The organism is Rugosibacter aromaticivorans (assembly GCF_000934545.1).
Classification (GTDB): domain Bacteria; phylum Pseudomonadota; class Gammaproteobacteria; order Burkholderiales; family Rhodocyclaceae; genus Rugosibacter; species Rugosibacter aromaticivorans.
On record NZ_CP010554.1, the window covers coordinates 1,975,155 to 1,990,848 of the forward strand.

Annotated in this window: 12 protein-coding genes; 7 read left to right on the top strand and 5 right to left on the bottom strand. The window is 54.7% G+C overall.

Annotated features, from left to right (window positions below; translation table 11 throughout):
* The first annotated feature begins 5 nt into the window (after positions 1-5).
* The 7 genes from PG1C_RS09885 (at position 6) to dmpH (ending at position 8,658) form a co-directional block, all read left to right on the top strand.
* Positions 6-422, top strand: a complete 417-nt coding sequence (locus PG1C_RS09885; RefSeq protein ID WP_202634627.1) for an ExbD/TolR family protein — start codon at positions 6-8, stop codon at positions 420-422.
* Positions 423-487: 65 nt separating this feature from the next.
* Entirely contained in the window at positions 488-2,725 is a 2,238-nt protein-coding gene (locus tag PG1C_RS09890) for a TonB-dependent receptor (protein WP_202634628.1), read from the top strand.
* Between the two features lie 15 nt (positions 2,726-2,740).
* Complete coding sequence (locus PG1C_RS09895) at positions 2,741-3,427, top strand: Fe2+-dependent dioxygenase (protein WP_202634629.1); 687 nt, start codon at positions 2,741-2,743, stop codon at positions 3,425-3,427.
* Entirely contained in the window at positions 3,427-4,524 is a 1,098-nt protein-coding gene (locus PG1C_RS09900; RefSeq protein WP_202634630.1) for an alpha-hydroxy acid oxidase, read from the top strand. The genes PG1C_RS09895 and PG1C_RS09900 overlap by 1 nt, the downstream gene beginning before the upstream one ends.
* Before the next feature lie 110 nt (positions 4,525-4,634).
* Positions 4,635-6,167: a murein biosynthesis integral membrane protein MurJ gene (gene murJ, locus PG1C_RS09905; protein ID WP_202634631.1), complete on the top strand. Its 1,533-nt coding sequence runs from the start codon at positions 4,635-4,637 to the stop codon at positions 6,165-6,167.
* A gap of 210 nt (positions 6,168-6,377) precedes the next feature.
* Positions 6,378-7,838, top strand: coding sequence for a 2-hydroxymuconic semialdehyde dehydrogenase (locus PG1C_RS09910; RefSeq protein ID WP_284431750.1), 1,461 nt, complete (start codon positions 6,378-6,380; stop codon positions 7,836-7,838).
* 25 nt (positions 7,839-7,863) lie between these two features.
* A complete protein-coding gene (dmpH, locus tag PG1C_RS09915; RefSeq protein WP_202634632.1) occupies positions 7,864-8,658 on the top strand; it encodes a 2-oxo-3-hexenedioate decarboxylase in 795 nt (264 codons plus the stop codon).
* An 89-nt stretch (positions 8,659-8,747) separates the two neighbouring features.
* Here dmpH and PG1C_RS09920 read toward each other — a convergent pair whose 3' ends face one another.
* The 5 genes from PG1C_RS09920 to aroG form a co-directional block, all read right to left on the bottom strand.
* Positions 8,748-9,386: an OmpW/AlkL family protein gene (locus PG1C_RS09920; protein ID WP_202634633.1), complete on the bottom strand. Its 639-nt coding sequence runs from the start codon at positions 9,384-9,386 to the stop codon at positions 8,748-8,750.
* A gap of 401 nt (positions 9,387-9,787) precedes the next feature.
* The gene (locus tag PG1C_RS09925; protein WP_202634634.1) at positions 9,788-11,800 is read right to left on the bottom strand and encodes an acyltransferase family protein; all 2,013 of its coding nucleotides are present in this window, start codon (positions 11,798-11,800) and stop codon (positions 9,788-9,790) included.
* A gap of 144 nt (positions 11,801-11,944) precedes the next feature.
* A complete protein-coding gene (locus tag PG1C_RS09930; RefSeq protein ID WP_237218140.1) occupies positions 11,945-12,874 on the bottom strand; it encodes a decaprenyl-phosphate phosphoribosyltransferase in 930 nt (309 codons plus the stop codon).
* Positions 12,808-14,376: an ArnT family glycosyltransferase gene (locus tag PG1C_RS09935; protein ID WP_202634636.1), complete on the bottom strand. Its 1,569-nt coding sequence runs from the start codon at positions 14,374-14,376 to the stop codon at positions 12,808-12,810. Before PG1C_RS09935 ends, PG1C_RS09930 begins: the two co-directional genes overlap by 67 nt.
* 10 nt (positions 14,377-14,386) lie before the next feature.
* The gene (gene aroG / locus PG1C_RS09940) at positions 14,387-15,454 is read right to left on the bottom strand and encodes a 3-deoxy-7-phosphoheptulonate synthase AroG (RefSeq protein ID WP_202634637.1); all 1,068 of its coding nucleotides are present in this window, start codon (positions 15,452-15,454) and stop codon (positions 14,387-14,389) included.
* Positions 15,455-15,694: the final 240 nt, after the last annotated feature.

The window sequence follows — 15,694 nt, forward strand, 5'->3', positions numbered from 1 at the left end:
ACGCCATGACAGACTCTTTTTTCGAAGATGACGGCGATGAAGCTCTTGCCGAAATCAACATGATTCCCCTGATCGACATCATGCTGGTACTGCTGGTGATTTTCATCATTACTGCGCCGCTGTTGACGCACTCAGTCAAGATTGATCTGCCCAAAGCATCATCCACCCCGAACCTGACCGAGCCAGACAATATCCAGGTCGCCATCGACAATAGCGGCCAAGTGTATTGGCATGGTGAAGCAGTTACTGCCACAACGCTCGACGAACGGCTACGCATTGCCGCCGGGCACTCGCCACAACCGGAACTGCATCTGCGGGCGGAACGTACTACGCCGTACGAAAAGGTGGCTCAAGTCATGTCGGCCGCCACGCACGAAGGGCTCACGCGAATCGCCTTCGTCACGGAACCCAAGACACCCTGACGATTACTCTCAATTTTTCACACCCCGTTCCAGCCAGCCAGAACAACATTACCTGAGGATATCCCATGAATCAGCTGACAAAAAACACCAGCAGCATCTATAAGAAAAAACCGTCGCCGCAATTGCTACCGCTCAGCGCCATGATACTGGCCGGGCTGACCAGTTCGCACGTTGTCAATGCGCAGGAAATAGCGAATGGAACGGAAAAGCAATTACCCACGGTGACTGTGCAGGCAGAAGCCGATAAACCCGACGGTTATCGTGCTACCACCACGCGCGTTGGCAAGATACTGCAAGATCCGCATGACATCCCTCAAGCCGTGACCACCATCACCCAGACCCTGATGGAAGAACAGCAAGTCGGATCGCTGCGTGAAGCCCTGCGCAACGTCTCCGGTCTGACCTTTAACGCAGCAGAAGGCGGTCGCTCAGGCGACAACATGAATCTGCGCGGTTTTTATACTTTCGGCGACATGTATCTCGACGGCATACGCGACACCGCGCAATACAATCGCGAGACCTTCAATTACGAACAGATTGATGTCTTGCGTGGTGCCGGCGCGATGTTATTCGGCCGCGGCCAGGCAGGTGGCGTCATCAATCAGGTGAGCAAAACACCGTTGAATGAAGAGCAATACAAACTCACCGGCAGTATCGGCGAAAACGACTACAAGGAAGTCACGGCAGACCTCAACAAGCCACTCAATGAGAACACTGCCGTGCGCATCAACCTGATGCAACGTGACGAAGGCAGCTGGCGCAGTAACCCGGCAACCGGCAGCGAGCCGGAAATCCATCGCAAGGGGATCGGCATCAGCCTCGGCTTCAACCTGTACACCAATAACCAGTTCTGGCTCAACCACTATCAGCTCAAGACCGAGGACAATCCGGACTACGGCATGCCATTCGATACTGCAACACGAAGTATCACTAAAAACTTTTCCCCAGATACTTTCTGGGGCACTGACAGCACGTTTGACAAAAGCGATACGAAGATCACCACGCTGATCAACGAATATCGTTTTTCGCCGGACAGCCAGTTGCGTACACAGGTGCGAATAGCCGATTACGAGCGCAGCTACTGGGCGCGCACCCCCAGTGCGACTCAGGCGCCGAACGCCCAAGCATTGGTTCTCAATGGCGTCACTGCCAACGGCGGCCCGACACGTACTGCCGATTACGAAACCGTGACCCTGCAATCGGACTACAGCACCAAATTCACCGCCATGGGCATGAAACACGAGCTGCTCACCGGTGTTGAATATTTGAAAGAAAACAGCTATCGACATTCACTGCGCAATCTGGGCGGCACCACGGCGGCTAACCCGCCCTACTATCAACCGTATGACCCCAGTCCAACAGGCACGCCCGTACGTTTCGACTCGGATTCCTATGCTGTCTATGTGCAGGACACCATCGAATTCATCCCCAAGTGGAAGGCAACGCTAGGCATGCGCCGCGACGAGATGGATGCTAATTTCAGCAGCGCCACCTCGCCCAATCTTTACTATGGCCAGAACAGCTACCGCAGCGCGCTGTCCTTCCACCCTACCAGTCAAACACATTACTACCTCAGTTGGAGTGACTCCTTCAGCCCCACTGCCGATCTTTATCAACTTACCGTATCACCGCTGCCACCGGAACGCAGCGACGTGATTGAACTTGGTGCCAAGTGGCTGTTGTTTGATGGCGATCTGGCACTCCGCGCGGCACTCTATCAAGCAACCAAAAAATGGGAACGCAATGGTGATCTCGAGTCAACAGCAGCGATACTCACCAAAAAGCGCCGCACCAAGGGATTTGAACTGGAGGCTGCTGGCCGCATCACCAATAGTTGGGAGATATTCTCCGGACTCGCCCTGATGGACGCCCGTATTCTTGAAGTTGCAGAAAATGTGAACCCCACGACCGGCATCATTACCATGGCAAACCCAGGTTATGTCGGACAACGCGCGCGCAACACGCCATCGTATACTGCCAACCTATGGACCACCTACAAACTCGACGGCTACTGGAAAGTTGGGGGCGGCATCGAAGCCAAAGGCGAACGTCTAGGCTACAACCCGAGCGGCGCGGGCGCCATCCCTACACTGCCTGGCAGCACTACGTTTCATCCAAATACGCTGTCCTCTTATACACGCTGGGATGCCATGGTGGCCTATGAAAGGGAAAAATGGACACTACGCCTCAATGTCAGAAATGTATTCGATAAAATCTACTACGACTCGTTTTACGAAAATGGTGGTTTCGCCACTCCAGGCACACGCCGCGCTGCAATCCTGACCGGCGAAATCAAGTTCTGATCTTTCGGCAAAGCCATGCTCATCACCATTGATAATCTATTGACACTGGATGAACTGGCCGCCACGCGCGACTTGCTGGCCCGCTCCCGCTGGGGCAGCGGGCTGGCAACTGCTGGCACGCAAGCGGCACTGGCTAAGAACAACCAGCAACTGACGGAAGACGCCGAGCATCTGCCAACCTTGCGGCATCTTGTGCTCAACGCACTTAACCGTAATCCCCTGTTTTTCGCCGCCACGCTACCACTGAAAATCCTGCCGCCCTTTTTTAACCGCTATGCCGACCAAACCAATACCTACGACTGGCATATAGACAACGCCATGCGCCTCGCACCCCACCCGCCGGGCACTTATGTCCGTGCAGACATCTCGGCCACCTTGTTTCTATCCGATCCGGAAAATTATGACGGCGGCGAGTTGACTATCGAAGACACCTTCGGCTCACACCCTATCAAGCTCGCAGCCGGCAGTCTGGTCATTTATCCCTCTTCCTCGCTTCACGCCGTCACCCCCGTCACGCGCGGCGAGCGGCTAGCCTGCTTCATGTTCATCCAGAGCATGGTGCGCGACCCCGGCCAGCGCCGCCTGTTATACGACATGGATATGGCTCTGCTGGCGCTGCGCAACGACATCGGTGAGACCGATCCGGTGATACGGCTGACAGGGACGTATCACAACCTGCTGCGACGCTGGGCAGAAAACTGATGACTGCACCTTCGAGCCCGACACCGCTGCCACCGATAGATCGTGCACGTGACTACCTGCCGCTGGCCGAGGCGTGCCTGGGCCCAAGTATCTGGCATTACTTGCAGACTGGCAGTAGTGATGCTTCCGTAACAGATAAGCAAAATGCCTTCACCACCATCCGCCTGATACCCCGACCGTTGCGCAATGTGCAAGGCGGACACACCCGCCTGACTCTCTATGGCCAGGAACTGGCGCATCCCTTGCTGTTAGCGCCCGTCAGTTACCAGCGGCTGTTTCATGCGGATGGCGAATGTGCCAGCGCCATGGCAGCTAGCGCACAAGGTGGCCAGATGCTGGTCAGCAGCCTGGCCAGCCAGCCGTTTGCGGCAATTGCCCGCGCCAGCTCGACGGAAAACCTCGACGACCCTGGATTTCAATTGCCCTGGTTTCAGCTGTATTGGCAAGGTGAGCGAGAACGTACAGCGCGCCTGCTGCAGCGCGCGGCGGCTACCGGATTTTCCGTCGTCGTGCTCACTGTTGACGCGCCAATAAAGCGGGCAAGCTTGCAACTGCCTGACGATGTTGCCGCTGTCAATCTGGAAAACCATCCGCCACCAGCGCCGCTAAGCCAAGCACAAAGCATGGTATTCGACGGCTGGATGAAACAAGCGCCTACCTGGGATGATGTCGCCTGGCTGCGCCAGCAAACGCAATTGCCTTTGCTGCTCAAAGGCATACTCCACCCTGACGATGCAGAACATGTGCTGGCCCTCGGCTGCGACGGCATCGTGGTTTCAAGCCACGGCGGCCGCGTGCTGGATGGCGCGCCGACCAGCCTGGATGTCCTGCCAGATATCGTGCAGCGTATCGACGGCCGCATGCCCATCCTGTTCGATAGCGGAATTCGCAGCGGCCGCGATGCATTCATTGCGCTGGCGCTCGGTGCCACGGCAGTGCTTGTCGGCCGCCCCTATCTCTGGGGCCTCACCGTCGGTGGTGCGCTAGGCGTAGCTCATGTCATCCGCCTGCTGCGGGACGAACTGGAAATGACCATGGCCTTGACCGGCTGCGCACAGCTCGGTGATATCGGACACCACTGTTTAATCGCACGCTGATTGCGCGCAAAGTGCCGACACCGTCGGCACACCAAGTAAAATCGCCGAGAAGCATACGATTGCTGCACGCCACAACACCCCTATCTCGATATCGCGGTTAACATCCACCCATGAATCTACTCCGCACGCTGGTCACTGTCAGCGGCATGACCCTGCTCTCTCGTATCCTCGGCTTCGTGCGCGACTTTGTCATCGCGCGAAGTTTTGGCGCCGGTCCGCTGACCGATGCTTTTTTCGTCGCCTTTCGCCTGCCCAATCTGTTGCGTCGCCTGTTTGCCGAAGGCGCGTTTTCGCAGGCTTTTGTGCCCATTCTGGCGGAATACCGCGCGCGCCAAGGGGACACAGAAACCAAACGTCTGGTCGACCACGTCGCCAGCATCCTGTTTCTGAGTCTGATCGTTGTCACCGCACTGGGCATGCTCGCCTCGCCCATTCTGATTACCATTTTTGCACCGGGCTTCGCTGCCAATCCGGACAAATTTCAACTCACCGTGCAACTGACGCGCATCACCTTTCCCTACATTTTTTTCATGTCGCTGGTAGCGCTCGCTGCGGGCATTCTGAATACCTGGAACCGCTTTACCCTGCCCGCCTTTACGCCGGTGCTGCTCAACCTCTCTTTCATCGGCATGGCGCTGTTTGCTGCACCCTGGTTTAATCCACCCATCCTGGTGTTGGGCTGGGCAGTTTTTCTCGGCGGCGCACTGCAACTCGCCATCCAAATCCCCGCGCTGGCAAAAATCGGCATGCTGCCGCGCTTTGATCCGGTCTGGCGGGACGCCGGTGTGCAACGTATTCTCAAGCTCATGGGGCCTGCGGTGCTGGGCGTTTCCGTATCGCAGATCAGCCTGCTGATCAACACCATCTTCGCCTCATTCCTGGAAAACGGCAGCGTCTCATGGCTTTACTATGCGGATCGGTTGATGGAATTTCCCGCAGGTTTACTTGGTGCAGCGCTAGGCACCATTCTGCTGCCCAGCCTCGCACGCACCCATGCCAGCGGCAACCCGACCGAATTCTCCGCCCTGCTCGACTGGGGCTTGCGACTAACCTTGATGTTGACGCTTCCCGCATCTCTTGCGCTGGCGCTGCTGGCCGTGCCTTTGCTATCCACGCTGTTTCAGCATGGCGCATTTACTGCCCTGGACGTGCTGCGCACGCGCGAAGCACTGGTTGCTTATTCCATTGGGCTAACCGGGCTGATACTAGTCAAAGTGCTCGCCCCCGGCTTTTACGCACGGCAGGATATTCGCACGCCAGTGAAGATCGCCCTCTTCACGCTGCTGCTTACCCAATTGATGAACCTGGCCTTTATCGGCTGGCTCAAGCATGCCGGGCTGGCCTTGTCTATCGGTCTGGCTTCGTGTGTCAATGCAGCGCTGCTGTGGCGCGGGCTGCGCCAGCGCGAAGCGTATCTGCCCACAGCGGGCTGGGGTATGTTCATGCTGAAGCTGGTCGTAGCGCTTGGTGCACTCAGTGCAGTGCTTTGGTTGAGTGCCGGCAATGATGCCAGCTGGCTCGTGATGGGCAGCAGACAGCGTTTGCTAAAGCTCGCGTTGATCGTCTCCGGTGGCGGCATCAGTTACTTTGCCACCCTCGCGCTGCTGGGTTTTCGTCCGAGCGATTTTCGCCGTCGGAGCTGAGGTAAATGATTGCTCGAAAAGACCTATGCGTAAAAGATACATGGATTCAAATCCGCAGCGGGATAATGCGGCGATGTCAGCCAGCATTTTGACATGAGCACCGTATCACCAACGCCGATTTTTTGTGGCCGCGACGTGGATTTAACCTGCTAGAGTTCATTTTTTACGATTTATTTCACACCGTATTTTTATACCAACAAGGAGAGCTCGATGAGCATCAAAACTATTCGCAACTTCATTGCCGGTGAATTTGTATCATCAGGTGCCACGTTTGAAAAACGCTCACCGGTGAATAACGAGGTGATCTCCACTGTGGCCGAAGCCTCGCGTGAAGATGTCGATAAAGCGGTCGCTTCGGCGCGGACCGCCTTGCGTGGCAGCTGGGCAAAAATTCCGCTGGCTGATCGCTCTGAACTGCTCTATGCCGTTGCCAACGAAATGACTCGGCGCTTCGATGATTTTGTCGAAGCCGAAACAGCCGATACCGGCATGCCTGCCTCCGTTGCCCGTCATGCCTTTGTGCCGCGCGGTGCGGCCAACTTCAAGATTTTTGCCGACATGGTGAAAAACGTACCGACAGAAACTTACGAGATGGCAACGCCCGACGGAAAAGGCGCACTGAATTATTCAGTCCGTCGCCCGGTGGGCGTGGTGGGGGTAATCTGCCCGTGGAATGCCCCGCTGCTACTGATGACCTGGAAGGTCGCACCAGCATTAGCCTGTGGCAACACAGTCGTTGTCAAACCTTCTGAAGAGTCGCCACAGTCAGCGGCCTTGCTCGGCGAAGTGATGAATACCGTGGGCATTCCCAAGGGCGTTTATAACGTCGTCAATGGTTTTGGGCCGGGGTCGGCTGGCGAGTTTGTCACCACACACCCAGGGGTGAATGCCATCACCTTCACGGGCGAGACCCGCACGGGTGCGGAAATCAGCAAAGCCGCTGCGGTTGGCGCACGCCCTGTGTCGCTCGAAATGGGCGGCAAAAATGCCGGAATTATTTTTGCTGATTGCGATTTTGATGCCGCAATCGAAGGTACGCTACGCTCCTCCTTCGTTAATACCGGGCAAGTGTGCCTGGGCACGGAACGCCTGTATGTCGAACGGCCGCTTTTTGAGCGCTTTGTCTCCGCGCTAAAAGCCGGAGCAGAGAACATGAAAATTGGCGCCCCGTTTGATGCGAGCGTTGCCATGGGCCCGATGATTTCCCATGAACAGCGAAACAAGGTGCTCTCGTACTACAAAAAAGCCGTGGAAGCAGGCGCCACCGTGGTGACAGGCGGCGGCGTCCCCACAGTATCCCCGGAACTTGCCAGTGGCGCATGGGTTCAACCGACCATCTGGACCGGATTACCTGAAAACGCGAGCATATTGCGTGAGGAAATTTTTGGCCCTTGCTGCCATATCACGCCTTTTGATACCGAAGAAGAAGTCCTGGCTTTAGCCAATGACACCACCTATGGGCTTTCTGCCACGCTGTGGACCAGCAATCTTTCGCGTGCCCATCGTATGGCTGGCGCGCTTGAAGCCGGTATCATCTGGGTGAATTCATGGTTCCTGCGGGATCTGCGCACGGCATTTGGCGGCATGAAGCAATCCGGCATTGGCCGTGAAGGAGGTGTACATTCGTTGGAGTTTTACACCGAACTGAAAAATATCTGCATCAAACTCTGATAACTCAATCGGCAAAGGAAAAACCATGGCACTCACACCCAACGAGGTAAACCAACTTTGTGATCGGGTTTTAGCAGCGCAAAGAGGTGCGTATGCCATCCCCAAACTCACCGATGATTTTCCTGCCATGACCGTGGACGATGGCTATGCCGTGCAAGCCGCCCTCAGAAGGCGGTTATGCGCGGAAGGTAGACGCCAGGCCGGCTGGAAAATCGGCCTCACCTCCAAGGCGAAAATGCAGCAAATGGGGGTTTCAGTCCCCAGCATCGGTTTCCTGATGGAGGATACGGCACGCGCGGATGGCAGCACGATTTCGACCCAGGACCTGGTACATCCTCGCGTTGAATGTGAAATCGCATTTTTCACAAAAGCAGAATTGCGTGGCCCCGACTGCACAGCAGAACAGGTGTTGGCAGCGACAGATTATGTGGTTCCAGCCATTGAAATCATCGATTCACGCTTTTCCGGATTCAAGTTTGATCTGCCGAGCGTCATTGCCGACAATGGCTCAAGCGCCCGGTTCGTGCCGGGATCTACCCGGCACACGGTTGATGCGCTTGATTTACGGGCGATTCATGTATCGCTTGAGAAAAATGGTGAGCCGGTAGTCGCCGGTGTATCAGACGCGGTACTGGGAAACCCAGCCATTGCCATTGCCATGCTCGTCAATTTGCTTGCCGTACAAGGCGAGAGCCTGCCCGCCGAAAGCTTTGTCATGAGTGGCGCCATTACCGAGGCGATTCCTGTCAAGGCAGGCGATAGCATTCGCGCCAAATTTGATGGCATGGGCAGCGTTAACATCCAGTTTGACGCCGCATAACAACCCATAAAACAACACGCCACAACAAGTCGCTAATAAAAAGCCCACATGAGTAAGCGTTTTTTATCGGCGACCAGATGGCTAAAAACTTAGAACCGATAACCCAAACCAACGCCAAGCAATATCGGATCAACCCCTACTGAACTGACTTTAGCGCCTGTTGCTTTTAGCTTGACATCGCTACTGATCCAGACTTTCTTCACATCCACATTGAAATACCAGTTTTGATTCAGCTTCACGTCGAAACCAGCTTGTAGCGCTCCGCCAAAGCTGTCATTTTCCAAATCCAATGCGCCGACTCCTGGTACTGCGAGGTTCACCGACGTGATCCGGGTGTAATTAACGCCCGCACCAACGTAAGGACGGAACTGCGCATCCGGTTGGAAATGGTATTGAAGCGTCAAGGTAGGCGGCAGATGCTTGAAAGTACCAATCTTCGTGCCGGCCAGAGTCACGTCATGTTTTTGCGGATAGGTAAGAACGAGCTCCGCAGCAATATTTTTGGTCAGGAAGTAAGTGAAATCAACTTCAGGAATTACTCTGTCATTCACATGGATCGCATCGGCGGGAACCCCCAGCGCCGGGATTGCGTCCGAATCGTTCGCTGGCTCCAAACTCACTGCTCGAACACGAACCATAAAGCGCCCTTCCTCGGCCAGCGCAGGTGTTGCGCTAGTGGAACCCAGTGCGGCAGCAACGAGAACACCCAAACCAAATAATTTTTTCATTTTGCTTTCCCCTGTAAGTGAAACGATAAAAGGTTTTCCCAGGGGATATTCTGGACAGGCAAGCCCAGCGCTGCGTTGACAATTGTCAAGAAGGCTTTATTTTTTACTGCGAAAAAGAGGCGTTCATCAAACCTGGTGCAGGTTGTTGCAAATCGCAGCTAATGGGTAACCCCTTTGGTTTTTAGTCCTCTTTAGCTCTTTTGGATCAACACCACTTCAGTAATTCAATTGAAAGCACCCTAGGTGCGATAAAGAATTAACTTTTGTTGTCTGCCCCAGACTAAATTACACAGACAAAGAAGACGCAAGATTTCAAACATTGGGACATCTGCACGAGCGATGCAAGTGTTTTGTACGATTGCATCACAAAAGGGGCGGTGTGAGCGCAACCAACAGCGTTTCTAAGTTGATCGCCAAATTGACTTGATCAAAGATAAAAATGATGGATAGAGAACGCGATTTCCGTAGCCGCTTAAGTGGTCGCCATCAAAGAACAGCGGCAGGTTCTCGTCAAAGGCTGTACAAGGCTCCATCGGGCATAAGACTGGAAACGGATCCCAAACCACCAATCCTGGGTGCTCCTTACCCAATTGCTTTATCGAATTCATGACTGGCTGCCTCTGTTCCAACAAGAAACGTCGGCTCATAACGAAACCACCATCACATACAGGGTTGCGTGCATTGAACCAGTCGGAGCATCGAAATGGTGGGGACTTGAAAATTGGCTTTGGCGCATCAATCACAACCGTCAGTGAGGCCTTTTCAAGACCCTCAATTAACGACTCTGCTTCTAGCAAAGCAGCCGCCCGCTGTGCAATGGATGCAGGCTCCCGTTGTTTTTCCACTACGGCTGATTCATCGAAAGTTTCCCATTGATCGCCAAGTCGATTCATTCGCAAGGACGCTAAGAACACGATGTCACCCGGAGTGGCCTCTGCTCTAATCTTCGCGACAGCCTGTTCAATAAATCGAACGCACTCTGGACTCGCATCCCTAAGCAAATTTGCCACGGCACAACCGCCCTTAGAGTACTGATGAACCACGACACCTTGATCGTCCTTCAACTCTTGCAACATGGTGCTGTAAGCGCCGGTGTGCGAGTCGCCCAATACATATAACGTTCGACCATGAAATGGGAGGGCGGTTGATTGCGATTTATTTGAGTCTGCGGACCAGGAGTCTGGGTACCAGGTGCTCCTGTCTTTCGTAACGCTGAGACTTAGATACGGTTGCGACTTGAAAATCCCGATAGCGAAGATTGAGCTGGCCACGATAACCATTAAACCGCGGGAGACAATGTGCCAATCAGGCCTTGAAATGGCGAACCGGCTTTTTCTTATGGGCTTTTCAATGACATGGTAGGAAAAAATACTTGCCAGGGTAGTAAGAAAAATTGCGGAAATTACTGCGAGCGGCTTGTCTAGGCCAACTGTCCACCTGAAAATTACAACTATTGGCCAATGCCAGAGATAAAGGGAATAGGATATTTTTCCCACGTAAACCATAAACACATTATTCAGAATCTTACTACTCCACAAACCTTTACCGATTTCACTAGTAACGCCCGCTATGACGAAAAGTGCACCACCAACTGACATCATTGCCCACGGGAACGGGAATGACTTCGGCTCAGAAAGAAAAAATCCCAGGCTAATTAAAGTCAGACCAACAATGACACATCCGCTGGTTGAAATTGCGGACTTTGTAACAAGTTTGCCTCGAGCGTGCAGCTTGAAGAGCATTGCACCACAAGCCAACTCCCAGAATCTACTAGGGAGAAGATAGTATGCGTGGTCTGGCGTTGCAGTCGTTTGGTACCAAGAGAAAAGCAAAGAAATTGCCAATAAGATGGGAAGCAGCCAGTTGGAAAAAGTACCTATTGCGTCTTTTCTATCGCGTCCTTTCATCCAAATAAAAAAAACTATTGGAAACAGGAGGTAAAACTGTTCTTCGACAGCAAGGGACCAAGTATGCGTAAACGCATTGAACTCTACACGTGGCGAAAAATATCCATCACTGAACCAAATCAATGCAAAGTTACTCAAGCCAAAGAATGCGAATATCGCCGTCTTAGCAGAAGTCGTACTCAGCCAGGAATTTGGAACTAGTAAGGCCTGCAACAGCCCAGTTAATACAAGGCATACAACGAGCGCAGGATATATTCGGGTTATTCGGCGAGCGTAGAAGTTAACCGCAAAGTGCCAGAATCCAGATTGTCTTTCTTTGGCTAAACTTCCGCTAACGACATAACCGGATATAACAAAAAACACATCTACGCCAGAAAAGCCACCAGGCAAGATAGAAGCTTTAAAGTGAAACAAAATAACCGAAAGAACTGCAAGCGCACGCAGACCGTCAATTCCGGGTACGTAGCTGGCTTTGTTATTGGATAGGGATGAGTATGCGATGGTCATATTAACTAAAGAGCTACAGGAGCTAAAGGGTCAACATAACATTCATCTTCATCTTTCTCTCCTCAAAACCTGAATCCCATTTGTTCTTCAATCCCGCCCGCCGATTGCGCTTTTCCTGGCGGCTAGTTCCTCTGCTAGAGCCCACTAGCGCAACAAAACTAGCACAAGCAACAACCAGCCAAAAACTGCTGCCATCAAATGTGGATCGGTCAGCAGCTCCTGCGCTGCATCGCCTCCGCCGCCTTGGGCGTGCAGCCGCCACAGGTAACGCAACATGCCGTAGAGGACAAAGGGCACGGTCAGGATCAAGCTGCGCGTGCCATGCAAAGCGAGGGTTTCTGCGCTCACGGTATAGAGCGCGTAGGAAATCACAGCCGCCGCCGCCGTGATACTTATGAACTGGTCAAGCATAGTCGCGGTGTAGTGTTCCAACACGCGGCGATGACCGCCGCTTTCTTTTTGCAAAGTGTTCAGTTCGGCAAGCCGTTTGGCAAAGCCGAGGAACAGGGTGAGCATCAGCCCGCACAGCAACAGCCAGTGTGAGGGTGCAATGCCCAAGCCCAGCGTGCCCGCCAGAATGCGCAGCATGAAGCCGCTGGCAATGATGAAGACATCGAGAATCACAATATGCTTTAGCCCCAGGCTGTAGGCGATGTTCATCACCACGTAGGCAAAGAAAATCCACGGCGCGGTGCCGGCATAAAGCACAGCCAGCGCGCCCCCGCCCAGCAAACACACCACTGCAAGCGCAATGGCCGCCGGCACGCTCACCGTATCCGCCGCCAGCGGCCGATGTTTCTTTTTTGGATGCTGCCGATCTTGCTCACGATCGAGCAGATCGTTCATCACATATACCGCCGATGACAGCAGACAAAAGGCCGCAAACGCGGCTAGCGCCTGCCCTACGATGCGGGGGTCATGCCAGGCATGGCCGAACAGCAGGCCGACGAAGACGAAGCCGTTTTTCAGCCATTGGTGCGGCCGCAACAGGCGCAACATTGGCCAACTCAGCGCTGGCATCTTTCCCCCGGAAAGTAGCGGTCGCAAAAATAGCACGCCGTTTGCGGCAGCCACTTGGGTATCGCGTAGTACTTGCGCTTCACGCTGGCCAGCACACCGTCACGATAGGCCGGGTAATTAAAGCCCTCGCCCTTGACGCGCCAGAAGCGCGCACCGCGCACCACGAAACTATCGACGGTGACCTGCCGAAAGTATGGCTGGTACTCTGCCAGATCAGGCGCTGACTTGCGCAGGATGAGAATGTTGCGCCCGGCCAGCGTGCGAAAATCGGTCAGGATGTCGTCATGCCGCGCATGGCTGGACGCCTCGCCGAACACAATAAAATAGCGCCGCGCGTTATAGCTCATGGTGACGGCATTGGAATAACCATCCATCGCCAGCACCCAGTCTTTGGCGTAGGGCGCCAGCTCTTTGAGAATTGCCTCGTGTTCGAACGTCAATACCAGACCATCATAAATTCTCGTCTTGCTCCAGGTTTCCAGCGGCAGGCGGGAGAGGACAAAAATAGCCCCCACATGAATCGCGGCAAAGCTGATGAAGAAGAGACACAGGCGGCGCAATGTCGAGGCTCTCAGACGCAGCGCAACCCATATCAAGGCGAACGGCACAAACGACAGCAACCAATGCAAACCAATTTGCTTGACCAGTGACAGCGCGGCAAACAGTACGAAGGGCGCCCAAACCAAAACGCCCAGTGTGCCCAACGCGGGCAGCGATGAAAAGTCGGCGCTGGTAATACGCCGCAAAGCGTTGAATCCGTCGCTGGAAAGTCCCCTTGAGGGACGGCGATGGCGTAGCGCCAGCCACGCTGCCGGCGGCGTCAGCAGATACAGCAGCGATATGGCATACAGCGCCGGGGTTCTAAAAGACAACCCGGCATCCGTATTGCGATTGATGAAGTTGAACATGTAATTCGGCCAGCAATGCCCGGCATTCCACCAGGCCATCAGCGCCAGCGCGGGCAGTGTTGCGGCATAGGCAATAGCCAGCCCCGTCCATGCGCGCAGCGTGCGCCGCCGCAGCACGTCAATCAGATAGGCAAACCCCAGGATGGCGGCAAAATATTTCGACAACACCGCACCGGCCAGCAACACGCCCGCCGCCAGATACCAGCGCCAATGCCCACGCTGATCGTCTCGCGCCGCACGCAGCCAGGCCAGCCCGGAAAACACGCTGAAATAAACCAGCGGCGTATCGGTAGTGATGAACACGTTCCACACATTCGCCGGCGCCAGCAACACCAGCGTGCCGATACCGTAGCGTTGCTCATCATCCAGCGCGGGCGTCAAACGGCGCAAGGCCGCGATAACACCCAGCGCAAGTATCGCGGGCTGAATAATTACCGGCAAGCGCAACCACACTGCCGCATCGCTCACTGTCAGCAGCGCAGCGAGCCACCAGCCGATCATCGGTGGATGATCGTAAAAGCCCCAGTCCGGACGCCATCCCCACCAGATGAAATAGGCCTCGTCACCCGTGATCGGCGTCACCGCTGCCAGCCAGCAGCGGAAGACCAGCGTCACCGCCAGCAACGCGGCGAACAGGCGGGCGCTCATGCGCAAATCGTCAAGCCTCGGCCAGCGCCAATCGGCGGGCTTTGACCGCATTGGCCAAAACGTCAAGCGCGATCAGCGTGTCCTCCCAGCCAAGACAAGCATCGGTGACAGAAACACCATATTCAAGCGGCTTGCCAGGTGTCAGATCCTGCCGCCCTTCATGCAGATTGGATTCGATCATGACACCGAAAATTCGCGCGTCACCTGCCGCCATCTGCGCAGCGACATCGCGTGCTACATCAAGCTGCAACTTGAACTGCTTCCTGCTGTTGGCATGGGAAAAATCAATCATCAGCCGTGCCGCCAGCGCCGACTTTCCGAGCTCGACGCAAGCCGCCTCCACCGAGACGGCATCGTAATTAGCCTCCTTGCCCCCACGCAGAATGACATGGCAATCTTCATTACCATGCGTCGACACAATCGCCGAATGACCCGCTTTGGTGACCGACAGGAAATGATGCGGGCTAGCCGCCGCTTTGATGGCATCGACCGCGATGCGGATATTGCCGTCCGTGCCGTTCTTGAAGCCCACCGGACAAGACAGTCCCGAAGCCAGCTCGCGGTGCACCTGGGACTCCGTCGTACGCGCGCCGATCGCGCCCCAACTGATTAAATCCGCCGTGTATTGCGGCGTAATCGCATCGAGAAATTCTGTGCCGCAAGGCAAGCCCAGTTGATTGATCTCCCACAACAGCTTTCTTGCCAGCCGCAGGCCGTCGTTGATCTTGAAGCTGTCATCCATATACGGATCGTTGATCAGCCCCTTCCAGCCCACGGTCGTGCGCGGCTTTTCAAAATACACGCGCATGATGATAATCAGCTCATTGCTCAGGCGCTCCTGCTCGGCCTTGAGCTTTGCTGCATAGTCCATCGCCGCCGCGACATCGTGAATCGAACAGGGGCCGACCACGGCCACCAGACGATCGTCGGCGCCATGCAGCACACGATGCACCGCCTGGCGCGCCTGGTAAGTTGTTTCGGCTGTTGTTTCGTCGCCCGGAAATTCACGCAACACGTGCGTTGGTGGCGAGAGCTCTTTGATCTCGCGGATGCGAACATCATCAGTAATGTGGGTCATGGCTCAAAAACAAGAAAATAAAAACGCGATTCTACCGGGATAGCACAAAATACCCACGCATTGAGCAATACACGTTTTCGCAGGGGTTACCCTGGACACTCCCAAAATTGTACAAACTGGTCAACCTAGCATGAGCGTCAACAGCTGACTTCACGCGCCATCAACAGATGAACACGCCACCCGCTACGAGAGGAGTTACAGCAGGAATTCGACGTCATAGGCATCATGATTGAGGAAATG